This is a genomic window from Wenzhouxiangella sp. XN24 (assembly GCF_011064545.1).
Classification (GTDB): Bacteria; Pseudomonadota; Gammaproteobacteria; order Steroidobacterales; family XN24; genus XN24.
Window position 1 is genome coordinate 657283 of the sequence record NZ_JAAMFG010000034.1, and the last position, 24989, is coordinate 682271.

The following is a 24989-nucleotide window of genomic DNA, read 5'->3' on the forward strand; positions in this document are numbered from 1 at the left end:
GTCATCGCCGCAGTGTACCGCGCGGGGGGAGATGCCGAAACGGGCAATGACCGCAGCCGGCTCCGGGGATGTTCAGGCGAGGCGCAGCGCCGGTTGGCCGCCGCGGGCCTGGAAGCGCGGAAAGTCCGACACCGGCGCCGGGGCCGCGATGTGGAAGCCCTGCACGTACTCGACACCGATGCCGGCCAGCATCTCGAGCGCATCGCGCGACTCGACATGCTCCGCCACCATGCGGATGCCCATCGCCTTCCCGACACGATGAATGGCGTCGATCATGCACTGGTGCACGTGGTTGGTCGTGATGTTGCGCACGAAATTGCCGTCCACCTTGATGTAGTCCACCGGCAGGTTCTGCAGGTAGCTGAACGACGACAGGCCGTTGCCGAAATCGTCCAGCGAGAACTCACAGCCATGCGCTTTCAGCTGGTTCATGAAGTGGACCGCGCGGCCGAGATTCGAGATGGCCGCCGTCTCGGTGATCTCGAAACAGATGGTGCGCTCGGGCGGCTGGTGCTCCTCGATCGCCGCGAGGACGAACTCGAGGAACTTGTCGTCGTTGAGCGAGGTGCCGGAGAGGTTGATGGAGAGCGTGTAGCCTTCATCGTCCCCGCCGTCCTGCGGCTTGTAGGCCAGTTGCTCGAGCGCCTGGGTGATCACCCAGCGATCGACCATCGGCATGATGTTGTAGCGCTCGGCCGCCGGAATGAAGGCGTTCGGCGGCACCATGCGGTCGTGCTCGTCGCGCATGCGGATCAACAATTCGTAGTGGCCGCGCCGGTCCGGGTTGTCGCCGATGGCGACGATGGGCTGGAAATACAGCTCGAGGCGATCCTCGTCGATGGCGCGCGTGATGCGTGACACCCATTGCATCTCGGCGTGCCGTTCGGGCGCGGCGCCGTGCTGGTAGACATGCACCCGGTTGCGGCCCAGGTCCTTCGCCGAGTAGCAGGCGACGTCCGCTGCGGAGAGCAGGCTCTCGATGCTTTCGGATTCTTCCTGGATCGCCACCAATCCGATCGAGACGCCGATGTCGAAGGCGGCTTCCTTGGCGACGAAGCGATAATCGCGGATCGCGCTGCGCATTTCGTTGGCGATCTCGACGGCGCGCTCCAGGGAGCAGTTCTGCAGCAGCACGCCGAACTCGTCGCCGCCGAGTCGCGAGACGGTGTCGGTGCCGCGCACGAAGGTGCGGATGAGGGTCGTCACCTGGCGCAGCAACTGGTCTCCGGCCGTGTGGCCGCAGGTATCGTTGACGACCTTGAACTGGTCGAGATCGAGATACAGCAGCACGTGCGACGCGCCGGCGCGGGCGGTGGCGAGCGCCTCCTCGAGACGGATCTCGAACTCGCGACGATTGATCAGCCCGGTGAGGGAATCGTGTGCAGCATGGTGGGCCAGCTGGCGGCGCAGCTGCCGCTCCTTGCTGACGTCGTGCAGCACGAGCACCACGCCCGCCACTTCGCCGCCGGTGCCGCGAATCGGCGCGGCGGAATCCTGGATGGGGATCTCGCGCCCGTTGCGGGATATGAGGATCGAGTGCTGGCCCACCTCGGTGAGAGCCCCGTCGCGCAGGCAGACTTCCGCCGGGTTCTCCAGCGTGTGGCCGCGTGTTTCGTGGCGCAGCATGAAGACTTCGCGCACGGGGCGGCCGCGGGCCTCGGCGAGCGACCAGCCCGTCAGCGTCTCGGCCACCGGGTTGAGGTAATCGACGCGCCCCTCGTTGTCGGTGGTGATGACGCCGTCGGCGATCGAGTTGAGCGTGACCTGGGCGCGCTCGCGCTGCGCGTAGACTTCGAGCTCGGCGCGCTTGCGCTCGGTGATGTCCGACAGGGTGCCCTCGTGGCCGATCATCATTCCGGTCTCGTCGAGCAGGGTACGCGCGTTCTCCAGGACGACGATCTCGCTGCCGTCCTTGCGCCGGAGGCGCAGCTCGGCGTTGCGCAGGTTGCCCTCGCGGTACAGCGCCTCGAGCATCAGGTTGCGTTCGTCGGGATCGATGTAGAGTTCCGCCGTGCTGCTGAGCGCCATCAGTTCGCCGGCCGAGTCGTACCCGAGCATCTGCACGAGGCTCGGGTTGCAGGAGATGAATCGCCCTTCCTTCGACACCTGGTAGACGCCGTCGAGCACTTTCTCGAACAGCCCGCGGTAGCGGCTCTCGCTGACCCTGAGCGCACGCTCGGCGCGCTTGCGGGCGATCGCGATGCCGGCCAGCTGGATGATCCGGCTGAACAGGTCGAGGTGTTGCGTCAGGGAGGTCTTCGCGCCCTTGATGTACACGGCGAAGGCGCCGAGCACGCGGCCGTCCGCGTCATGGATCGGGGCCGACCAGCAACCCGCGTAGCCGTGGCGCAGGGCCCGCTCGCGATGCGCCGCCCACATGGGCGCGGTGCCGATGTCGGCCGTGCACACGGTCTCTTCCTGCGGACCAGGGAACAGGCCGTGATTCTCGAAATCGCTGAAGCAGATGCGCTCGACTTCGGCGCGGAAGGACTCGGGCAGGTTGGGGCCGGCCCGCATCTTAAGTTCGTTGTGGCTCTCGTCGAGGACATACAGCGCCGGGTGCAGTTCCGGCACCATGCGGGTCAGCGCCTCGGCCGCCGCGGTCAGGATGTCGGTCAGCGGGGCGTTTGCCGCGATGCGCTCGAGGATCATGCGCTCGCCGTAGGCCCGCAGCTCGGCGTGCTTGCGCTCGCGGATGTCGAGCACGCTGGCGCGGATCATGTGGCGCCCGCCAAACTCGATGCGCGCGAGCCGGATCTCGCAGGGAATCGGTTGTCCTTCAGCGTTGCGGTGCACCCACTCGAACTGCTCCTGGCGCCCGGCCAGGACCGACTCGATGCGTTCTTTCGAAGCTTCGGGCGTGGGGCGGCCGTCGGGTTGCACGTCGGGGCTGAGGTCTTCGGGCCTGCTGGTGAGCAGGCGGGCGCGATTGACCTTGAAGAGCTCGAGGGCTTTTTCGTTACCGTCGGCGAAGTACCCGGTCTTGGGGTCGAGGACGACGATGGCCTCGGGTGCGCTGTCCACGAGCGAGCGGTAGCGTGCCTCGCTCTCGCGCAGTGCGCTTTCGGCTTCGAGCCGTTCGCTCATGTCGCGGATGGCGAGCACGAAAATCTTGCGCCCGCCGTTTTCCGTGGCGCTGGCGACGAGGAGATCGACCGGGAACTCCCGATGGTCGGCGCGCCGGCCGGTGCCGCTGGTGGGCGACAGGTCGAGCTGGGTGTTCTCGCGGACGCGGGCGAGCTCGGCGAGGTAGTCGGTGATGCGGCGGCCTGGCGGCATGACGAGGATCGTGCCGATGCTTTCGCCGACCAGGTCGCCGGCCTCGCGGCCGAACATGCGCTCGCCGGTGACGTTCATCGAGCGGATCCGGCCGTTGGCGTCCACCGACAGGATGCTGTCCTTGATGTTGTCCAGCAGCACCCGCAGGCCGTCCTCGCCCTCGGTCGGCGCGCTTGGCGTGCTTGGCGCGTTATCTTGCCGCTCGTATTCCGCGAGGCGGCTCTCCAGGGACTTCAGCTCCTTCTCGTAGCTGCGGTACTGCCGATGCACCGACGCCACCAACGCCTCCAGCCGCGCCTTTTCGGGCGAAGCCAGGCTGAGCGCTGACTGGAGTTGCTTGCGCAGGATCGGATGCATTGAGCCCCTTCGGGGCGGGTCGGACCGCCCTAAGTCTATGAGTTATATAAAATAACCCATGTATTTCCCCACAAAAACAGCGCTTAGAAGCGGTTTTCCCAGCGCTTTTTCGCCATCTAACTGAGGTAAGTAATCGGCCGGAGGGGGCCGAGCTTGAGGCTTAGCGCGCGATAAACCGCGCGCAAAGTGCGCTCTAACTGCTTAAATCGGCTGAAATTTTGGGAATAGCCTTTGGGGATCAGGCAGTTGTCGCGGTCCGACCCGCGCGCTTGCGCTCGTGCTCCTTGAGGAAGCGCTTGCGGACGCGAATCGCCGCCGGGGTGATCTCGACGAGCTCGTCGTCGTCGATGAACTCGATGGCCTGCTCGAGCGTCATCCGGATCGGCGGGCTGAGCGTCAGCGCCTCGTCTTTCGACGCCGCGCGGATGTTATTGAGCTGCTTGGCCTTCAGCGGGTTGACGGTGAGGTCGTTCTCGCGGCTGTGGATTCCAACCACCTGGCCCTCATAAACCTCGTCGCCCGCACCGGTGAACAGCCGCCCGCGTTCCTGCAGGTTGAACAAACCGTAGGCGAGCGCCTTGCCGGTGCCGTTGGAGATCAGCACGCCATTGGTCCGCTGCGCGAGCCGATCCGCCTTGACCGGAGCATAACGATCGAACACGTGATGCATCAGGCCGGTGCCCGAGGTCATGCTGCGAAAATCCGACTGAAAGCCGATCAGCCCGCGGCTCGGCACGCGGTAATCCAGCCGCACCCGGCCCAGCCCGTCCGGCACCATGTCCAGCAGGTCGCCACCACGCGCGCCGAGTTGCTCCATCGTCGCACCCTGGTGGCGCGTCTCGACGTCCAGCGTCACCAGCTCCCACGGCTCCTCATAGACGCCGTCCGCATTGAGCCGCTTGATCACCTTCGGCCGCGACACCGCCATCTCGTACCCCTCGCGGCGCATCGTCTCCAGCAACACGGACAGGTGCAGCTCACCCCGACCGGAGACCAGGAAACGCTCCGCGTCCTCCGTGTCCTCCACGCGCAACGCGACGTTGTGCACGGCCTCGCGATACAAGCGCTCGCGCACCTGCCGACTGGTGACGAACTTGCCATCGCGCCCGGCGAACGGCGAATCGTTCGTCTCGAAGGTCATCTGGATGGTCGGTTCATCGACCGTCAGCGGCGGCAACGCCTCCGGCTTGCCCGGCTCGCACAGCGTGTCGGAGATGCGCGGATGATCGAGCCCCGCAAAACACACGATCTCCCCGGCCTCCGCCTCGTCCACCTCGACCCGCTTCAGGCCGAGGAACGAATAGACCTGCATGACTTTCTCGTTGCGCACCGAGCCGTCCGCGCCGACCACCGTCACCGGGCTGTTGCGCGTGATCTTGCCGCGCTTCACCAGGCCGATGCCGATCGCGCCGACGTAGCTTGAGTAATCGAGCGCACTGACCTGCAGCTGCAGCGGCCCGTCATGGCGCACGTCGGGCGGCGGACACCGGGACACGATCGTCTCGAACAACGGCTGCATGTCGTCCGCAAGTTCGTCCGGGCTATGTCCCGCGCGGCCGAGCAAGGCCGAGGCATACACGGTCGGGAAGTCGAGCTGCTCGTCGCTGGCGCCGAGGCTGTCCATCAGGTCGAACGTTTTCTCCACCGCCCAATGCGGCCGCGCGCCATCGCGATCCACCTTGTTGATCACGACGATGGGACGCAGGCCGTGGTCGAAGGCCTTGCGCGTCACGAACCGCGTTTGCGGCATCGGCCCGTCGACTGCATCGACCAGCAGCAGCACCGAGTCCACCATCGACAGCACGCGCTCGACCTCGCCGCCGAAGTCGGCATGCCCCGGGGTATCCACGATGTTGATGCGGTAATCGTTCCAGCGAATCGCCGTGTTCTTGGCCAGGATCGTGATGCCGCGCTCCCGCTCCTGCGGATTCGAGTCCATCGCCCGTTCCTGCAGCTCCTCACGGTCCGCGAGCGTCTGCGACTGGCGCAGCAGCTTGTCCACGAGCGTCGTCTTGCCGTGGTCTACGTGCGCGATGATGGCGATGTTGCGAAGATTCATGCGGGTCGGACCGTGGCAAGTGCCTGTTGCAAAAAAGAAAAGGGCCGAAAAACAGCCCTCGGGAGACCCTTAGGACGCGATTTACCCCCGTAAATTCGCTTTCTAAGGCAGCCGGGTATATTACGCTGAAAAGGTTACTTTTTCACCATTTCTATCAATCGTCCGCGCGGCCGGCCGGATGACGTCTCCCCGTCGCGCTGGAGTAATCGGGCGGCGCCTCGCGCAGGCAGGACACACCCCACGCCTCGTCAATGGCGCGTGACACGGCCCGCGGGCCGAGATCCCCCTTGACCGTGCGCAGGAATCGCTTGCTCCCGACAGCCACACTTTCGGTCCACTCGGGCTGGCGGACCGGCGCACTCTCCCCCAGCACACGTTCGGTCCAGGCCCTGGCGCGACGCCTGAGCGCCTCTGGCGACTGGCACCCGACCAGCGCGCACAGCGCCGCGGTGTCGATGATCCGGTAGCGTTGCGGCAGCCGTTGCAACTCGCAATAACCACTCTCCGGCCATTCGAACGGATGCGCCACCACCCCGGCGCGCACCATGTTCAGGTCGATGTAACTCATGCACCGGAGCAGGTGGCCGTCACTCGCGACCGCGGTCGCGTGATACCGGTCCTGCCAGAAGGCGCCGCTCCGCTTGCGGCGGTCGTTGTGCTCTTGCCCGGTCCGCCCCGCCACGAGCCGCATGGCCGCGGCGATTTCGCCGTTGCGCTGGTCGCGCACCAGCAGGTGGATGTGGTTGCAGGTCACGATGTAGTTCAGCACGCACAGTCCATAGCGACGCTGCGCCTCGAACAACCAGTAGAGCCAGCGCCGACGATCGATCCGCGCCTTCAGCAGGAATTCGCGCTGGTGGCAGCGCTGGGTGATATGCCAGACGTGGCCGGGGATGAATACGCGGTTGGCGCGCGGCATGGGTCTTGGTTCCTTACAACGCGATTTCAGGCGCTGTATTTGCATCCTAAGCGCCGATCGCGGTGCTTATGAGGGTCTTTATCGTTAGATTGCATGGAGATAACGCGGTCCGACCCGAGGCAAGCCCCGAGGCAGACCCAAAACCGTGACGCACGTCTTGTCGACCAGCTTTACGACTACCGCGCCGCGCGCCATCGACACCTAAGATATTGTCATTATTTATAGATAGTTACGCGTTCTGGCATGATAACTGCATGCCTCACTCAATCACTCATCATCGGATTGACGCGCATGAAGAACCTCAATCGTATCGCCGCCGCTCTCGCGCTCAGCTTGTTCGGCTTTGCAGCCCATGCGGCGCCGATCATCACCTTCAACAGCGCTGACGCCTCAGATGGCAGCGGCCTGACGACACCGGTCGCAGGCGCGACGGTCATCGATTTCAACGATGACAGCCTTCTCAACACAAGAGGTCCTGCAGGTTTCTTTGGTCAAGGCGGTGTCGTAAAAGGGTCGTCGAGCGGCGCATATGCGGCACCCGCCGGCAACACGACGCAGTACCTGTCCGTGGCCCTTGGCCAGCGCGCCGGTTCCCACACCATCACTTTCGATACCGGCGTCACGTACAACTACTTCGGCCTTTACTGGGGTTCGATCGACGACTACAACACGCTGTCGTTCTTCAATGGTGCAACCGAAGTGCTCACGCTCACCGGAGCACAGGTCATCGCCAACCCGAACTTCTTCGGCAACCAGACGGCCGACCCGGCGAACCGCTACGTCAACATCTTCCTGGGCGCCACCAGCTACGACAAGATCGTGATCAGCACCACGCAGTTCGCCTTCGAGTCCGACAACCACGCGTTCGCGCAGGTGCCGGAGCCTGGCACATTGGCGCTGCTCGGCCTCGGCCTCATCGGCGCGGGCGCCCTGCGTCGTCGCCGGAGCCAGTAAGACAACGAAGGGGAGGTGCGCCGACCCCGCTCCTTACAGCGACCGACGCAACATGACAAAGGGCAGCCGCAAGGCTGCCCTTTTCTTTTCGTCAATCGATCCCCAGGGCGCCGGTAGCTTGACCGATTTGGCATTTCTCGCCGCCCGACGATTGCTATGATGCGAACCCGTCAACTCCCCGGAGAACACAGATGGCGCAAGGGATTCTCGTCACCGGCGGTGCCGGCTACATCGGCAGCCACGTGGCGCGACAACTCGGCGAAGCCGGCGAGCGTGTCGTAACGCTCGACAACCTGTGTACCGGGTTTCGCGAAGCCGTGACGCATGGCGAACTGGTGATCGGCGATACCGGTGACCAGGCGCTCGTGAGCCGCGTCCTGGCCGAGCACGACATCGACACGATCATGCACTTCGCAGCGCATACCGTGGTCCCGGAATCGGTCACCGATCCGCTGAAGTACTACCGGAACAACACCTGCGCGACGCGGAATCTCCTGCAGTGCGCTGCCGAGGCCGGGGTGAAGCACATCGTGTTCTCGTCCACGGCCGCCGTGTACGGCCTGCCGCCGGGCGGCGTCGCGAGCGAAGACACGCCGACGGCGCCGATCAACGCTTATGGCACGTCCAAGCTGATGAGCGAGTGGATGCTGCGGGATCTCGCGGCGGCGGGTGGCCCGTCATACGTCGCGCTGCGTTACTTCAATGTGGCCGGCAGCGATCCCGAAGGGCGCATCGGCCAATCCACGCCGAATGCCACGCTGCTGGTGAAGGTCGCGTGCGAAGTGGTGGTTGGGAAACGCGAAGCGCTCACCATTTTTGGCACCGACTACGACACGCCGGACGGCACTGGCGTGCGTGACTACATCCATGTCGAAGACCTGGCCACCGCGCATCTCGATGCGTTGCGCTGGTTGCGCGACGGCGGCGAACCAAAGGTGCTCAACTGCGGCTACGGGCACGGCTACAGTGTGCGTGAAGTTGCGCAGGCCTTCGAACGCGTCACTGGCGAGCCGCTGCCCGTGCGCGAGGCCGAGCGTCGCGCCGGCGATCCGCCGACGCTGGTTGCGAACGCGAGCCGCATCCGCGAGCTGTTTGGCTGGACGCCGAAGCACGACGACCTGGACCAGATCGTCGCCTCCTCGCTGGCCTGGGAGCGGGCGCCGCGGTACAGCGCGTAGACCACCCGGCTTTTTGTCGAAATTCCTTACAATTTCTGATTCTCGAACGCTGTCGCGCCGCAATAACGGCATTTATTTCAGTCGGTTGAGACTATGGTACGAAACTTGTATGTCTCTCCACGAACGGGATTCACATCCCGGATGACGGTTTAGAACGAAACTGCGCGGATCAGGCGCGAGGGAATGAAAAAATGAACTTGACTCAGAGATACAAGACTTTCGGCGCGGCAGCGAGCCTTTTGGCATTGTCTGCGTTGGGGACCGGCGTTGCGTCCGCTGGGCCGATTTTCGTTGACGACACTTCCAGCGGAATCACAGGCGAATACCTTGGCGAGGACTGCATTGCCGCAACCTGCGTACAACTCGGCGACCGCTACACCGTAAGCGGTGGCGCTGTTATTGCTCCCGCTGAATTCGAGCCCGGCGACTACAAGACTCCCGGGTGGGACTCGTCCGACCCGGACAAGACGTTGTCATATAACGTGACCAGCAGTAAAAATGTGCCTCCGGGCGCAATCAGTAAGATCGTCATCTCCGACCTGGACGGCGCGTTCGATTTCTACTGGGGATCGGTGGACTCGTACAACGTGGTGACGTTCTTCTCCGGCGGTAGCAACGTCCTGGCCATCACTGGCACGACGCTGAGTTCTATTGGTGGGGGCACCGCGAACAATTTCGGTTTCGATGCCTACGTCAGTTTCGTCGGCAAGTTTGATAAAGTTGAACTCTCAAGCGCCAACGGCGTCGCCTTCGAGGTGGCAACTGCTGTACCGGAGCCTGGCACACTGGCTCTGTTGGGACTTGGCCTGATCGGCGTTGGCTTCGCGCGTAGACGCGCTGCTGCCTGAACTGATTCGGAAGGACGGGTTTCCGTCGATCCGTAGACCGACGCAAAAGCCCCCTGCAACGAAGTTGCAGGGGGCTTTTCTTTTTCGAGCCACACCTTTGCAAGAATGATGGCGTCGCTCGCGTCGGCTATACCAAGGCATTTCACCGCAATGCCCCCCCGGAGTGCGATTCAGGCTTTAAGCGAGTTGACCGGCCTTAGAAGCCGTTTTTACCCAAGAGAAATCCATTCTAAGCCTTCTAAAAAGGGCGTATTTTGCCCTTTCTCTATTTATTTCATACACTTACTACGGTCCGACCCCAACCAGCCAACCAGAGTGTGACCCCCGTCACACTTCCCATCTCTCCCCCCAAACCCGCGCCAAATACCTATTGCACCCCACCCCGACCGGGCGTAGAACTACCCCCACTGACAAGGGCAAACTCGTCGAAAGGCGGGGACGCAAAGCCACCGGTCTAAGGGACAAGGTCCTACGACAGCGGGGTTGCCAAAGAACCGGATCGCGCTACTCCCCCTCCCAGGGCGCCCTCCAGCCAAACGGCAACCTCCTGTACCAAAGACCCCCGAACGGCCAAGCCTCTCGGCGGTTTCCCCTGTCGGTACATCCCGGAAACGGGCGATACGTAAAGACTTACGAAAGTCGAGGCCACTGAAAAAGGCAAACTCACTGAAAGGTGAGGACGCAAAGCCACCGGTCTAAGGAACCCAACGCAGGGTTCTACGATAGCGGGGCCGCCAGAAAACATGGAAAGACATTCTTCATATCTCAGGCTGCAACGCCGCTCCAGGTTAGCGAGCCTCTTTCCCTCTCCGGCGCGTCCGATCCGGCGCGGTCCTGTCCGCGCACTGCAATGCACTGCTACCCGTGAGTTCAACTTTTCCGTGGCCATGATGCGAAGCGAGGTTTCGCCATGGCTACCTGGAACACACTTCTAAAGTCGCGTTTCACCGCACTGACGGTTGCATTCCTGCTGACGACGCTGAGCGGCTGCGGCAGCGAGAGCGATGACACCGCGGCGGCCGTGACGCCGCCGCCGCCAAGCAGCACGACGCCGCCCCCCAGCACGACCCCGCCAATCGATCCCGAGGTCGAAACCCACATCACCGGCAGCGTCGGCGACGGCCCCATCATCGGCGCCCGCGTCCGCGTCCTCGCCAACACCGGCCTCCTGCTCAGCGAAAGCACCAGCGGCAGCACCGCCGACTACGACGTCAGGATCAAGACCCAGGGCAAGCATTACGCACTCACGATTCGCGCCGACCAGGGCACCGACCTCGTCACCGGACTCGCTCCCGATTTCGAACTGGTCGCCGTCCTGCATAGCCCGTCGAACCGCACCGTCAAGAACCTGAACCCCTTCTCGACGCTGATCTTCGAAGCCGCCCGCATGAACGGCGGCGTCAGCAACGAGACCGTCACTGCCGCCAGCCACGCCGTCGTCACGCGCTACGGCTTCGGTCTCGACACGGCGGTGATCGCCGATCCCGTCGAGACCCCGATCACCGACGAAAACATCCACATGATCGTCCGCTCCAGCGAAACGCTCGGCGAAATGATCCGTCGCACCCGCGATGCCATGACCGCTACCGGCAGCACCATGGACGGGGACGCCATCATGCAGGCCCTCGCGTCCGACCTGATCGACGGCTGGATCGACGGCATGGGCGGCCTCGAAAGCCGCTCCCGGATCGCCGCGGTCGCCAACGTCGCCAGCGCAGCCGTCCTGCTCGAGACCATGAGCAACGAATTGCGCGTGTACGACGTGAATGCGACCGACGCGATGGACCAGGCCGTGCGCCAGGTCCGCCCCAACGCCGACCCGGACGCCTCGGTCAGCACCCTGCCGATCCCCGCGACGGCGTTCGTCCAGGCCAGCCGCCTGCTGCGCGCTGCACAACAGATCAACAACGATCCGGCCATCGCGGCGGCCATTTCGGTCATGGACGCGGCCGCACCCGGCACGAGTCCTGTCGACCTCGCCGCGCAGCTCCCCGCCGACCTGCAGACGGCCCTGCGCCAGGCGACGCTCGACACCGCATATGCGCCCGAGGCGCAGGTGGACGCGATCAACGCCCAGGCCCGCGTGGCGGCACCTCAAGAACCGACCCCGGAACCGACCCCGGAACCGACCCCGGAACCGACCCCGGAACCGACCCCGGAACCGACCCCTGAGCCCGACCCCGAGCCGACCCCTGAGCCCGACCCCGAGCCGACCCCTGAGCCCGACCCCGAGCCGACTCCTGAGCCTGAGCCCGACCCCGAGCCGATCCCGGATCCGGTCCCTGTCAACCAGGCTCCCCAGATCTCCGGCACGCCTGCGACCACCGAGCTGCAGGTCAACGACGGGTGGAACTTCACGCCAAACGCGTCTGACCCCGAGGGCGATCCGCTGACCTTCTCGGTCACCGGTAAGCCCAGGTGGATGAGCCTGAACGCCTCGAACGGACACCTGCAGGGCACCCCCGGCGTCGGCGATGTCGGTACCACCGGACCGATCACGATCTCCGTGACCGACGGCGAGTACACCGTCAGCCTCCCGGCATTCACCCTGACGGTGCTTGCGCCGCCGCCGGTCACCGGCTCGGCCACACTGAGCTGGGCCCCGCCGACCGAGCGCGTGGACGGCTCGGCGATGGGCACGGTCGCCAGTTACAAGATCTACTACAGCCTCAACGGCTCGCAGCTGGACCAGGTCATCACACTGCCCGGCGGCACGACCAGCCACCAGATCCAGGACCTCGGTCAGGGCACGTGGTATTTCGCGGTCACCGCCATATGCGCCGATGGTCTCGAAAGCACCAAGTCAGCCGTCGTGAGCAAGACGATCCAGTAACGGTCTCGGGAGCAGTGCAACGGTCCCCTGGGACCGGTTCCCATGCGCGGGCTGCGCGAGTGGCCCGCGCATTTTTTTGGCCGGGGAAAAGTGTGACGTGGCTCACGTCGGCGGACTTTACAGACCCGGCTGCGGGGCGCGATGGGTAAATTCATAAAATGATGTTTTTATTCGTTATTTTCGAGTTGGCACGCCTTGTGCATCATGAAACGCAACTAAGTAATTCGTTCGTGACCCAAGGTAACATCCATGATTCGCAAGTCATCCCTTTTCGCTCTCTCCGCCGTCGCAGCCCTGGCTGTTGCCGGTGTTGCCCATGCCGGCCCAATTACCTACCAGATCAGCGCCAACGACCTGACTGCTGCCAAGAATGCCGAACTGGCCTTCCTGAGCACCCTCCAGGCGGGTTACACCACCGAGGATTTCGAAGACGTCGCCGACGTTGACGATAACACCCAATACCTGTCGATCATGACGTCTGTCGGCGAATTCGTAAGCGAAGTGCCGGGCACGGGCGGGGCGTGCGACAACGTGTCCATGGGCTACGACTGCGATGAGGGCCTCGCCATTCTGAACGGAGACCCCGGCACGAACCCGTTCTCCGGCCGCTTTAATACCACGGACCCGGGTAACAAGTGGCTCGACAGCTTCGACGCCCAGAAATTCCTGTTCAATGTGGCGGCGGGCAACAATGCCGTGGGTTTCTTCATCACAGACCCCAACGATGCTGGCGGGAGCTTCGATTTCGAAACCACTGACGGCACGTTTACCTTGTCGATCGATGACATCTTCAAAGGCAAGCTTGGCAACAAGGGCGTGTTCTACGTGTCCTTCTTCTCTGAGTTGGACATCGAGAGCATCCGGATTGTCACCAACAACGGGAACGACGGCTTCGGCGTCGACGACGTTACCGTCGGTCGCGTGCCCGAGCCCGGCACCCTCGCCCTCCTCGGTCTCGGCCTGCTGGGCGCCGGGATGATGCGCCGCCGCGGCTAGACACAGACACGTCTACGACTCCTTGGAGTCGACCTTGCAAGGGCCCCTTTCGGGGCCCTTTCTTTTTCGGACTTAGCCGACGCCCACGACGCCCGGGCCGAGTCGCACCCTCTCATCCTCATCCGCGCTGTCCCAACCCAGCGCCCGCGCAAATCTGCGCACGCCCCAACCACCAAAACGTCCTCGGACACGCGAAAACACACCCCCAAGGAAGCTGATTTCCGCATAGCAGCACGGATTTGCCCACGACGGTTCATGCCAAATCTAGAAAAACGCCACAACAGCACCTCGACAATTGGTTAAAGATTCGCCACAAGCTGCCGATTTATAAGGTGAATCGGGCTTCGAAATCCGACGTTATCCGCGCAACTTTATGTTTGTTAATAAAAATTTCGCCAAACCCTTGTTGTTTGACTTAATTACTGATGCTAGAAAAGCGCATCTTTCAGCCCTACCTGCGCCGGGTGGCGCCTCCTTCCACCCGACCGAGGTCATATGGAACAACGGCAAACGAGCGGTTCGCGATTCGTGCCGATCATCGCCTGCCTGGTGCTGGCGGGATGTTTTGGCGACAACGACATTGCTGGTGCGCCGGGCGGCAACCAGCCTCCCCCGGGCGCCGGACAGCCATCTCCTTCGCCGACCCCGCCGCCTCCGCCAAGCCCGCCCCCGGATACCAATGCGCCGCCGACGATCTCCGGCAGCCCGCCCACCTCGGTCACGGTCGGCGAGCCATGGACCTTCCAGCCCAGCATCGCGGATCCGGATGGTGACCAGCTCACCGTGTCGGCGAGCAACCTGCCGGGCTGGCTTTCACTCGACGCGAGCACCGGCCGGGTACACGGCACCCCCGGCGAGGGTGACGTGCGCAGCTGGAACGGCATCGCGCTCACCGTCAGCGATGGCCAGGCCACGGCGAGCCTGTCGGCGTTTTCTGTCAACGTGGTGGCCCGGGGTGCGGTAACGGGCAATGCAACTTTGAGCTGGAGCGCCCCCACCGAGCGCGCGGACGGTTCACCGATCGGTGAACTCGCCGGCTACGAGGTGCTCTACGGCCAGCAATCCCGCAACTACGACATCGTCATCGAGCTCGATAATCCCGGCGTCACGCGCTACATGATCGAGGGTCTCGGACCCGGCACCTGGTTCTTCGCGGTCAAGGCCGTGACGAAGGACGGGCTGGAAAGCGCCCCGTCACAGGAAGTCAGCAAGACGATCGGCTGATTTGCGAAGCCGGCCAACGTGCAAGATTCGCCGCCGCGCACCTTGCAAGATGCGAAGCCGCCCAACGTGTAAGAATCCTCGACACGCGCGCCGAGGACATCCGGGCCAGGGCTAGCGCGACCCCTGGGCTAGCGCGATCCCTTCCGCCACAGCACCACCTCGGCGGTCTGCAACAGGATCACCAGGTCGAACAGGATCGACTTGTTCTTCACGTAGTACAGGTCGTACTGCAGCTTTTCCAGGGCGTCGTGCTCGGACGCGCCATAGGGGTAGCAGAGCTGCGCCCACCCGGTGATGCCCGGCTTCACGCAATGGCGCTCGCGGTAATAGGGAATCTTTTCAGCGAGCTGCTCGACGAATTCCGGCCGCTCGGGCCGGGGACCCACGAAGCTCATCCGCCCCGCCAGCACGTTGAACAGCTGCGGCAGCTCGTCGATGCGGGTCGCGCGGATGAACCGGCCGACCGAGGTCACGCGCGGGTCGTTCTGCTGCGCCCACTTGGCGCCGTCCTTCTCCGCGTCCTCGCGCATGCTGCGGAACTTGAAGAGCGTGAAGGGCTCACCCTCCAGGCCGACGCGGGTCTGGGCATAAAACACGTTGCCGCGGAAGCCGGATGAGACCCAGATCGCCAGCGCGGTGAGCAGCATCAACGGGGCGGTCAGCACCAGTAGTATCCCCGCGGCAATGAGATCGAGGGTCCGCGTCAGCAAGCGCGCCACGCCGCGGCTGTTGATACCCTCGGAGTAAATCAACCAGCTCGGGTAGAGCATGGACAGCTCGACCTTGCCGCTCTCGCGCTCCATGAAATCCAGTACGTCGGTCACCGGCACGCCAGCCAGCCGGCAATCCAGCAGCTGGTGCACCGGCAGGCCGCGCCGGCGATCTTCCATAGCGACCACCACCTCGTCCACGTCATGTTCCAGCACGAAGTCGCGCAGGGAATCGCCCGTCTGGACCCGCGCCTCGGGCGGCACCTTGGCCGTGGAGCCCTCGGTGGGAACATAGCCGACCACCTGGAAATTGCGCAGATCCTGCCGCACGCGCACGTTCTGGACCTCCGCCGCCTTCGCACCCGCGCCATACACGAGCACCCGGCGCGCGAAGCGCTCCCGGCCGACCACCTGCACGAACACCAGCCGCGAAGTGGCGAGTAGCGGCAGGGCGATGCAGATCGAGAGCGCCAGCGTGCTCCGGTTCAGGGTCAAAGATCCCATGAAAAACATCAGGATGGCCATGGCCAGCGCGCCGATCACGAGCCCTACGACCATGCGGGCGATCACGGAGGCCGTGCGAGCATCGAGCCGGCGGTTGTAGAGGCCCATGGCGACGAGCGCGGACAGCACCACCCCCGCGAACACCAGTGATTCGGTCCACGGGGCGCCCACAGCGGCCCGCAGTTGCTCGATGTCACCGGCGTGCAGGACGACGCCCGCAAGGTGGACCGCCACGCACAACAGCAGGAAGTCCACGGTGCCGATGATCAGGGCCCACAGGTCGATGTTCTGCCCGAAGATCTCCACGGACGTCTTGGAGACGCGCCAGCGGCGATGCTTGGGGGTGTTAGGAGAACCAGGCAAGGATTCGGTTTTGGTATTCACGGGCTTCAGAACTGGATATTCCTTCGACGAGTCGCGGGGCTCGACTTGCTCGGTGTCTCCCGACTGCTGGAATTTAAAAGGATTTCCCCTCGACACAACGTGATTCCCGTCACAGGCGGACTGATTCGCCTTCGCCCCGCATAGTTAGTATAGATGCAGGCGGGTTGCACACATATGAAACGATGCCACGGTAGTTTTCTATGGCGATAAGATTTTTTTACATATTCCAAGCCGAGAATGACGCGCCGGGTCCGCGGGTTTTCGTGCGAACCTTTACTCTCCAACCAGACCACGCCTCTCCAACCAGGCCACGCCTGCGAGGAATCACCAAACCAAACCAAAAAAAACCGGCATCATCTCTCACGCCGATCGTGTTGAAGTGATAGTGTGTCGGATTAGTACTTGGAACTGGATCACAGCCCTAACTGACTCAACGCGTTAGGGTAAACGTCTAAAACCCAGCCAACTAAGCCGCCAGAAGGCCTCGGGAAATCACGTGGCGAAAGTGAAAGTCGTGTCTCAAGGATCTGACGACACCCAGGCCAGCCAGCCCAGTTTGTCGGTGGTCGTTCCCCTTTACAACGAGGAAGAAAGCGCAACGGCGTTGTATGACGCCGTGTGCGCAGCGCTGGATCCTTCCGGGCTGAACTACGAGTTGTTGCTCGTGGATGACGGCAGTCGTGACCGAACATGGCAGATAGTCCAGGACATCGCGAGCACCGACGCCCGCGTCAGAGGCATCAGGTTCCGGCGCAATTTCGGCCAGACGCCCGCGATGGCCGCTGGCATCGAGTACGCGCGGGGTAGCGTCATCGTCACGATGGACGGGGACCTGCAGAACGACCCGAGAGACATCCCGATGCTCGTGGCCAAACTCGATGAGGGCTTCGACCTTGTCGTCGGCTGGCGCTTCGATCGCCAGGACAAGCTCGTCAGCAGGAAAATTCCCTCGAAAATCGCCAACTGGCTCATCGGTCGAGTCACCGGCGTACCGATCAAGGACAATGGCTGTTCCTTGAAAGCCTATCGGGCCAAAGTCATCAAGAATGTCCCTCTGTATTCTGAGATGCACCGCTTCATTCCCGCCATGGCACGGATTTCAGGTGCGGAGATCGCAGAACTGAAAGTCAGGCACCACGCTCGCCAGTTCGGGACTTCCAAATATGGGATTTCTCGCACCTGGCGAGTTCTGATGGACCTGGTCGCGATCAAGACCCTGAGCCGGGCGGCCACACAGCCGATGCACTGGTTCAGCCGCTTGTCCTTGCCGCTATTGATGATGGGATTGCCACTACTCGGCTACGCCATGTACGAATTCATCGCAGCGGAGGGAAGAAGCCCGGTTGTGTTTGCCGGCGCCGGCCTGCTACTCGTCTCTTCCGGCGTGATGATGCTTTTCACCGGCGTGTTAGTGGAACTGGCGGTACGCACCGGCGACGCCCGGCTGATTGACGCCACCTATTTCTTGAAAAGGCTGATTGACAAATGAACGATGTTGTCGGGCAATCGCCAGGCTCCGGACGGATAACTGTTGTGCCTGATCGCCTTACGGTGATCGTGCCCGTGAGCGAGCGGCATGACGATCTGCGCACCCTGCATGATGATTATCGCAAGGCGCTGCTTACGGTAGAACAGGACCTGGAGTTTATCTACGTCCTCGACGGTCCGAAGCCGCAAGCTCTGCAACAGCTGCGCGAGCTCCGTTCGCGCGGTGAGGAGTTGATCATCTTGCAGTTCGGCAAATGGTTCGGCGAGGCCGCTGCAATTTCCGCCGGGTTCAGCGCGTCCTCCGGAACCTGGGTCATGACGCTGCCTTCCTACTACCAGGTTGAGCCGGCTTCGATCGCGGACCTGTGGTCTTCTCGCAAGACAAGCCATATGACGGTTGCGTGTCGCCACCCCCGTGCGGGGTCGGCCTGGAACCGGGTGCTTGGCCGGGTATTCAACGCTCTGGTCAGGGCGATCACTGGAACCCAGCTGAGCGATCTCGGTTGCGGTGCCCGGCTAATGAGCAGAAACGTGCTGGAAGAGATACCGATCTATGGGGATCAACACCGTTTTCTCCCCGTACTCGCATCGATGCGCGGCTTTTCCGTAACAGAAGTGCCGCTGGCCCAGTCTCCGCGCGACCTGGTTCATCGCCCGTATGGCCCAGGCGTGTTCTTACGACGCATTCTCGACCTGGTGTCCGTGTTTTTCCTGGCGCGATTCACCAAAAAACCGCTGCGATTCTTCGGCTTGATCGGCACGGCGATCGCACTGGTTGGCGCCCTGTGGACCAGCTGGCTGGTTGTTCAACGGGTATTTATGGACCAGGGCCTGGGTGACCGTCCCGCACTAATTCTCGCCGCGCTGCTCATCACTCTCGGCGTGCAGGTGTTCACGCTCGGGCTTGTTGGCGAGATCATCATTTTTACGCATGCGCGAGATATCCGCGAATATGCGGTTGAGGAAGTGACCTGACAGGACTTGGACACCCTTGCGATGGCTACTCTTGTAATCGATTCTTTTCTAGAAAACGTGGCTGCCAACCCCGAACGCCTCGCGCTCGCCTGCCATGATCGCCATCTTAGCTATGCCGAACTGCTGGAATCTGCGCTCCGCATAAAAAGGTTGATTCGCCGTCACGCGGAGATAAGCTCCCGAATTGCGGTGGTCGCCGCGGACGACAGTATGACTTATGCGGGCATGCTGGCCTGCTGGCTGGCGGGTTGCGCCTACATCCCTCTGAACAAAGGCAATCCCGCCGCACGCAACGAGGAGATCCTGCGCAGCGCGGAAGTTCCGCTGATCCTTGCGAGTGCAGCTTTCGAAGCTGCCAGCGAGGCGGCAACCGCGATCGGAATCCCGATGGTTTCCACGAACGAGAACGACCTCCCGGAACCTGATCGGCGAATCGAACAAGTCACAGCCGATGACATCGCATACATGCTGTTCACCTCGGGCAGCACTGGGACACCGAAGGGCGTGCCCATAACCCACGGGAATCTCGCTGCCTTCTTCGCTTCCTGGGATGCGGACCCGACCTGCAGACTGTCAGCGGACGACCGGGTTTTGCAGATGTTCGAGCTGAGCTTTGACCTGTCAGTTCAATGTTTCTTTGGCCCCCTGCGGTACGGCGCCTCCTGCCACGTTGTACCCCACAGGGGTATTTCATACTTGAATATCGTAAAAATCCTGCAGAACGAACGAATAAGCGTCGCTGTGATGGTGCCCTCGGTGCTTGCCTACCTGGAACGTTTTTTCAGCGAGTTGCAGCTGCCTGAGCTGAAGCACTCGATATTCGCCGGCGAAGCGCTGCTGAATAGTTTGACTGAAGGGTGGAGCCGCTGTGTTCCCAACGCGCTTATTCAGAACGCATATGGCCCGACAGAAGCGACAATTCTCTGCTACATCTACGATTGGGAGCGTGAGCAGGCTGCGGAAGAATCCGAAAACGGGATTGTGCCGATCGGCTACCCCATGATGGGGAACGGCCACACGATACTGGACACCGAAGACCAGCCTGTAGGTCCTGGTCAGGAGGGTGAACTATGTATCTCGGGGCCCCAGTTGACACCCGGCTACTGGAAGAATCCCACGAAGAACTCGGAAGCCTTCTGCAATATCGACGTCGATGGCCTGCCTACTCGCTTCTACCGAACCGGGGACCTCGTGGCGACAATGCCATCGGGCCCGCTTATGTGGCGCATGCGTAAAGATTTCCAGGTCAAGATCGACGGACACCGGATCGAACTCGGCGAGATCGAAGCCCATACCCGTGCGTTTACCGGTGCATCGCTGGTCACGGCTCTGGCCCGTCCCGATGCAGACGGGCACCCGGTGCTGGCGTTATTTCTGGAGCCGGGGAGACGATCAGACCGCGAGTTACGGGACCATCTTGCGAAAGTATTACCGGTTTACATGCAACCGCGGCACATCATTCGGCTCGATGAAATGCCGCTGACCGCCAGCGGGAAGATCGATCGCTCCCGCTTGATTGAGCAGCTCGTTTAAACCTTACCCGCTTATCGGATGCAATAATCCGTCAGCGTCGCTCGAAAATCGCCTTGGCCGGATTTCCGGTAACGATTTTCCGGGCTCCAATCTTGCTGGAGACCACTGACCCGGCAGTTACAATGGTTCCCGCCTGGATGCTCGCGCCGTCCAGCACCACGCTATTCGCCCCAATCCACACATCGTCGCCGATCTGGATGCCCAGCGAAGTATGGCCCTGTTGGTTCATCGGCACGTCAACCCGATCATAACGATGGTTGTTCGCTACCATGGCGGAGTTTGCCGCGACCATTACATCAGAGCCGATCGTGATCCCCTGGGTCCCTGAACTGATGAAGCAGCCGGGACCTATTGCGGAACGAGCTCCAATAGTGACGGGACCATCCGTCGCCTTGAGCTTGGTGAACGCGCTGATCACAACGCCTTTGCCAAGCCGCAGGTTCGGCGTGAAGTCGACTTCCGCGCGTGGGCTGACATACGCTCGGTATTTGAGCCCGTAGATAAGCGTCCGAAGGAATGCCGGCACCAGGAAGCGGCGCGCTGCTTTGACAAGTTTCATGGTGTTGCCACTTTGCTCTCAACGGCGGCAAACAGATCGCCAACGCATTCTAGACCCATGATCTCCATCATCGAAAGCCGTATCTGGAAACGCTCCTCTACCGCGGTAATAAGGCGCAGATGATTGAGTGAATCCCACGAATCGACATCGTCGGCCGTGGTCTCCGGAGCCACCTTATCCGGATCGATCGACATAACTTCGCCGATTATAGTTGCGAGTGCCTGGAAGTTTTCGCCGCTCATAAGTTTTCCCACAACATGAAGTTTCGACTAGCGTCCGCCAAATGCGAAAAACTATCACGAATTGCCTGCCTCCCGTGTGACCCAAGCCGCAGACAATTCCTGAAACCGGAGTATTCTGCTCCGAGTTTCGGCCGAATGTCGTATCACAGCACTCCAAATGAGCTCCCGAGCTAAACAACCGGCGAAGAAAAACCGCGCAGCAGCTCTCTGGCACGCCCTGGTCATTATCCTGGTGGGGCTGGCGGCCTGGTATTTCATCGACTTCGGCGAAGTTGCAAAGAGTATCGCGTCGATCACCCCGGCTTGGCTCGCTGTAATACTATTGCTAGCGACGATCGACCGCTTTCTTATGGCGGGGAAATGGCTGCACCTTCTGCGGCACGTTCGCAATCCGGCAAGATTCCCGGCAGTTTTGAGTGCCTACTACCAATCCGCCTTCGTGCAGCGATTCCTGCCCAGCAGCCTCGGAGGAGATGCGCTCCGCGCGCTCATTATTTCGAGTCGGTACGGAGCGGGTTCCGGAGTTCTCGCCACCATGGTTGTGGAGAAACTCATCGCGATGTTCACCGCGACTTTCCTGGCCATATGCGGTGGGTTGATGGTGCTTAGCCGTGCGCACGACGACTCCATTGAGATTCTCCTGGTCAGCATCCCGCTGTTGATGATGGTGATGCTGGTCGTCCTCCGCCTGACACTGCATCGCCCACTCGTGCTTGGCATTATCAACCGGCTGCCCTGGATCCGCGCCCGTGAGGGTCTCATCGCCATATATGACCACTACTCGGGTTTCCGACACGCCCCACAGGTGCTCGTAGCTAATTTCATCTACTCGCTGATCGAACAAATATTGCAGATCGTATTGCTGCTCTGCTGCGCCCTGGCTCTCAACGTCGCTGCCGACATCTTCACGATTATTGCGGCCGTGGCGGTTGCACAGTGCCTGAGAAAACTCGCCATAATTCTCGAGGGCTGGCTGTTTGGCGAATTCACCGCGGTGTTGGTCTATAGTCTGCTGGGTATTCCCGAGGCGCAGGCACTGGCGTTTTCACTTCTTGGCCATGCGGCACACATCGTCGCTTCCCTGCCTGGGGCCGTGCTGTTCGCGCGATCCTCGATCAGGCTGAGCGACATTAGAAACCAGTTCAGCCGAGAAAAAAACACGTCCTGAACAGGGGCGTTTATTCCCCGCCCAGTGTCCAAAGCGGACCATTCTGGACGACTGATCGCCGGCTAGATCCGCCCGGTCGAAATATACCAGTCACCGGTGCGCTTCAACCCGGTATGGATATCCACTTTCGGCTCGTAGCCAAGCTCCTTTCGTGCCTTGTCGATACGAAATGCACGCACCTGACGAAACCAGTCTACGCGTCGGGGGAATATTGGCGGCTCAATACCGAAAGGCTTGCACGCCTTTTCGCAGACGTGTCCGGCTATGATCAGCGGCCAGATTGGATAACGCGGCACCTTCACATCCACGTCGATGGCCTTGCCGACATGCTTGACCAGGTCCTGGATAGGAAAGTATTCAGCATCGCCGATGATGTAGGCCTGCCCCGCTCCCTTGCCGGGTTCCATCGCCAGCACGAAGGCATCCACCAGGTTATCCACGTAGACCGGATGGTAGTAAGTCTGCCCACTGCCAAACATAGGGAAAAACCCCTTCTTGGCTCGCCGAAAAATCATCTGGAACCGCCCGGGGTCTCCCGGGCCATAGATCGCCGTAGGTCTCAGAGTCGTGTATTCGAGCGGACCTCCGTCGAGCATTTTCAGTTCGAGTTCGCCCTCGTACTTAGTCTGCTGGTAATAGTCGGCCGGCGCGATCGGGGAGTTCTCGTCACCTGGCGGATTCTCAATATGGCCATGCACGCCCTGGGTGCTGCAATACACCAGCTTGCGGGCGCCGGCCTTCAAGGCCTCTTCGGCCACGATGCGAGTGCCCTCCACGTTCACAGATTTATAAATCTCATCCGGCACGCCGACCTCGCGAAAAGCCGCCGCAAGGTGCATGACGACCTCCGCACCTGCGCTGCACTTTGCAACCGCATCCCGATCCGTCACGCTGGCATAAACAAGTTCAGCGCCCTTGGCCCGGAGCTGGTCGTCGATCAGGCCCGGCTGCTTGTCCAGGGACACTACACTGTGGCCGTCGCGCAACAATCGCTCTACCAACGCAGCTCCGGTGAAGCCCGTTCCACCCGTTACGAAGATCCGCATAACCTCAAGCTCCTTGGCGATTCTCTCAATGTAAGATCCGGGGACCGAACCTCAGGCGACAACCCTATCCGCGGACGTCCCGCTCGTGACTGGAGCAGTCCGAACACCCATGCGAAACCGTTCGAGGAGCCTGAGGGTGTCAGTGCTCTCGGCTGCCATGCGTTCCGCCGACCACCCCAGCGACTTTGCCATATGGTCTGCACACCACTCCAGGAGGTCGGCTGAAAGCAATCCACGCTCAGCCCAGTCCGTAGCCCTCAAGACCGCATCCGATAGCCGCACGACCATTTCCTGCTCGATCCCGAATTTCACACGCCGGCGAAATACCTCGTCATTCCCCAGGCAACCCGAGGACACGTCGCCCAAGCACGTGAGTGCGCGGGATCCATAAACCATCGAAGCCCAGCCATGCTCATCGCCGGCACCGAAGCCACTGCAGCCGTCTGCGTCGGCGGCCAGGACCGGCGCGCCGCCGGCAGGCTCGCTGAACGATGGCAGCGTCACCGGCCGTCCGAGCTTGCGACAAACTTGCCTGACCACCCTGCCGGCGACCAGCGGTGCCGTCGTGTACTTGATCCCTGCCACGCTGATCAGGCCATCGACTCCCTGGGTTTCCGCATGATCGATCACGATCGAGCGCTTGGCACGGTTGGTCTCGCTGTCTTCCGTTGGCGTAAGCCCGATGTGAACGGCGCGAATATCATCGAGCTCGAGCCCCAGACCGGGAGCCGCGGCATTGACCTCCCCAACGAATGTTTCAATCACATCGGATGGCGCGCTCAGTTCGTCCGCAGGCGATTCATGCAGGTCGTGCGTGGTGCCGACCACGGTGCACCCATGCCATGGACTGGTAAAAAACAGCCGTTTCGGCTGGCCGATGGCCGCGCCCGCGGGCCGCCGGCTCGCGATACCCAAGGCATCTTCGCCCGGGTAAAGAGCACGGGTCACCAAGTTGATGTTGCGGGTCCATGCGGTGATACGGACGCCCCTTAGGGCGGCCGGCCCGCGCGCCAAGAACTCATCGACCCAGGGTCCCGTGGCGTTCAGCGTGACCTTGGCGCGAACTTCCACTTCCCGACCAGTGATCTGATCGCGGGCCACCACGCCCCTGACACCTCCGGCATCGTGAAGCAGGGATTCGGCACCCAGGTGATTCGCCGCCACGGCCCCAGCGTCGACGGCGTCCCAGATACATTCGAGCGTGACCCGCACCGCATCGTGCATCTGGCCGTCGTACCAGAATGCCCCACCCGTCACGTCCTTGCGCTGGAGCAGCGGATGCAGGCCAACCAGCCGTCCTCGCGTCATGACGCCTGAGCCCGGCAACCGGATCGATTGAGGAATACCGCTATTTCTCCCGATGGCAGACAGATGATAGGCCAGCATCCCACCACCGAGCGCCAGGGGACTCCGCGTCCCAAAGCCATAGGTCGGCATCACGAACCGCAAAGGCCGCATCAAGTGCGGTGCGAAACGGAACCAAGTGCGCTGGGAAACCACGGACTCGCGGATGCGGGGTATATCGAAGTTCTGAATGTACCGCAGCCCGCCATGGACGAGCTTCGCGGAATTCCGCGAGGTCGCCACGCCGAAGTCCCCTCGCTCGATAAGTGCGACCCGGAGTCCCGCTTGCGCGGCGAGACGCGCGATACAGGCTCCATGTATGCCGGCACCGACCACCAGCACGTCGAACTCACCAGAGAATGCGTCAAGGTCCCTTTGCATTATCCAGT

18 protein-coding genes and 2 riboswitches are annotated in these 24989 nt (G+C 62.1%); of the genes, 10 read left to right on the forward strand and 8 right to left on the reverse strand.

Annotated elements, in window-relative coordinates; genetic code table 11:
* Positions 1-72: 72 nt before the first annotated feature.
* The 3 genes from G6032_RS10805 to G6032_RS10815 all read right to left on the reverse strand — a co-directional run bounded on the left by G6032_RS10805 (position 73) and on the right by G6032_RS10815 (position 6614).
* Positions 73-3636, reverse strand: a complete 3564-nt coding sequence (locus G6032_RS10805) for an EAL domain-containing protein (protein WP_165282117.1) — start codon at positions 3634-3636, stop codon at positions 73-75.
* Between the two features lie 238 nt (positions 3637-3874).
* Entirely contained in the window at positions 3875-5695 is a 1821-nt protein-coding gene (gene typA, locus G6032_RS10810) for a translational GTPase TypA (protein ID WP_165282118.1), read from the reverse strand.
* Between the two features lie 154 nt (positions 5696-5849).
* Positions 5850-6614: a transposase gene (locus G6032_RS10815; RefSeq protein WP_240902119.1), complete on the reverse strand. Its 765-nt coding sequence runs from the start codon at positions 6612-6614 to the stop codon at positions 5850-5852.
* A 291-nt stretch (positions 6615-6905) separates the two neighbouring features.
* Between G6032_RS10815 and G6032_RS10820 the strand changes: the two genes are divergently transcribed.
* From G6032_RS10820 to G6032_RS10845, 6 genes are all read left to right on the forward strand, one after another.
* Positions 6906-7568: a PEP-CTERM sorting domain-containing protein gene (locus G6032_RS10820; RefSeq protein ID WP_165282119.1), complete on the forward strand. Its 663-nt coding sequence runs from the start codon at positions 6906-6908 to the stop codon at positions 7566-7568.
* A gap of 191 nt (positions 7569-7759) precedes the next feature.
* Entirely contained in the window at positions 7760-8746 is a 987-nt protein-coding gene (galE, locus tag G6032_RS10825) for a UDP-glucose 4-epimerase GalE (protein ID WP_165282120.1), read from the forward strand.
* Positions 8747-8937: 191 nt separating this feature from the next.
* A complete protein-coding gene (locus G6032_RS15495; RefSeq protein ID WP_206211918.1) occupies positions 8938-9594 on the forward strand; it encodes a PEP-CTERM sorting domain-containing protein in 657 nt (218 codons plus the stop codon).
* Between the two features lie 405 nt (positions 9595-9999).
* Positions 10000-10085, forward strand: a riboswitch (cyclic di-GMP riboswitch).
* A 155-nt stretch (positions 10086-10240) separates the two neighbouring features.
* Positions 10241-10333: riboswitch (cyclic di-GMP riboswitch) on the forward strand.
* 171 nt (positions 10334-10504) lie between these two features.
* Positions 10505-12427, forward strand: coding sequence for a putative Ig domain-containing protein (locus G6032_RS10835; RefSeq protein WP_165282121.1), 1923 nt, complete (start codon positions 10505-10507; stop codon positions 12425-12427).
* Between the two features lie 249 nt (positions 12428-12676).
* A complete protein-coding gene (locus G6032_RS10840; protein ID WP_165282122.1) occupies positions 12677-13423 on the forward strand; it encodes a PEP-CTERM sorting domain-containing protein in 747 nt (248 codons plus the stop codon).
* 495 nt (positions 13424-13918) lie between these two features.
* Positions 13919-14647, forward strand: coding sequence for a putative Ig domain-containing protein (locus tag G6032_RS10845; protein WP_165282123.1), 729 nt, complete (start codon positions 13919-13921; stop codon positions 14645-14647).
* A 128-nt stretch (positions 14648-14775) separates the two neighbouring features.
* Here the strand turns inward: G6032_RS10845 and G6032_RS10850 are convergent, their stop codons facing one another.
* The gene (locus G6032_RS10850) at positions 14776-16245 is read right to left on the reverse strand and encodes a TIGR03013 family XrtA/PEP-CTERM system glycosyltransferase (protein ID WP_165282124.1); all 1470 of its coding nucleotides are present in this window, start codon (positions 16243-16245) and stop codon (positions 14776-14778) included.
* A 496-nt stretch (positions 16246-16741) separates the two neighbouring features.
* Here G6032_RS10850 and G6032_RS10855 point away from each other — a divergent pair, with 496 nt between their 5' ends.
* The 3 genes from G6032_RS10855 to G6032_RS10865 are packed head-to-tail and all read left to right on the forward strand — an operon-like array spanning position 16742 to position 20241.
* Positions 16742-17734 (forward strand): glycosyltransferase family 2 protein, encoded by a 993-nt coding sequence (locus G6032_RS10855; RefSeq protein ID WP_206211919.1) that lies wholly within the window; start codon positions 16742-16744, stop codon positions 17732-17734.
* A gap of 44 nt (positions 17735-17778) precedes the next feature.
* Positions 17779-18708, forward strand: a complete 930-nt coding sequence (locus G6032_RS10860) for a glycosyltransferase (protein ID WP_165282125.1) — start codon at positions 17779-17781, stop codon at positions 18706-18708.
* A 21-nt stretch (positions 18709-18729) separates the two neighbouring features.
* The gene (locus G6032_RS10865; RefSeq protein WP_165282126.1) at positions 18730-20241 is read left to right on the forward strand and encodes an amino acid adenylation domain-containing protein; all 1512 of its coding nucleotides are present in this window, start codon (positions 18730-18732) and stop codon (positions 20239-20241) included.
* A 31-nt stretch (positions 20242-20272) separates the two neighbouring features.
* Here G6032_RS10865 and G6032_RS10870 read toward each other — a convergent pair whose 3' ends face one another.
* Positions 20273-20800 (reverse strand): acyltransferase, encoded by a 528-nt coding sequence (locus G6032_RS10870; RefSeq protein WP_165282127.1) that lies wholly within the window; start codon positions 20798-20800, stop codon positions 20273-20275.
* Positions 20797-21042: an acyl carrier protein gene (locus G6032_RS10875; RefSeq protein ID WP_165282128.1), complete on the reverse strand. Its 246-nt coding sequence runs from the start codon at positions 21040-21042 to the stop codon at positions 20797-20799. The genes G6032_RS10870 and G6032_RS10875 overlap by 4 nt, the downstream gene beginning before the upstream one ends.
* Positions 21043-21199: 157 nt before the next feature.
* Here G6032_RS10875 and G6032_RS10880 point away from each other — a divergent pair, with 157 nt between their 5' ends.
* Positions 21200-22210 (forward strand): lysylphosphatidylglycerol synthase transmembrane domain-containing protein, encoded by a 1011-nt coding sequence (locus G6032_RS10880; RefSeq protein ID WP_165282129.1) that lies wholly within the window; start codon positions 21200-21202, stop codon positions 22208-22210.
* A 62-nt stretch (positions 22211-22272) separates the two neighbouring features.
* Here the strand turns inward: G6032_RS10880 and G6032_RS10885 are convergent, their stop codons facing one another.
* A complete protein-coding gene (locus G6032_RS10885; protein ID WP_165282130.1) occupies positions 22273-23256 on the reverse strand; it encodes an NAD-dependent epimerase/dehydratase family protein in 984 nt (327 codons plus the stop codon).
* Between the two features lie 51 nt (positions 23257-23307).
* Positions 23308-24981 carry an FAD-dependent oxidoreductase gene (locus G6032_RS10890; RefSeq protein ID WP_165282131.1) on the reverse strand — a complete coding sequence of 558 codons (1674 nt, stop codon included), beginning with the start codon at positions 24979-24981 and terminating at the stop codon, positions 23308-23310.
* Positions 24982-24989: the final 8 nt, after the last annotated feature.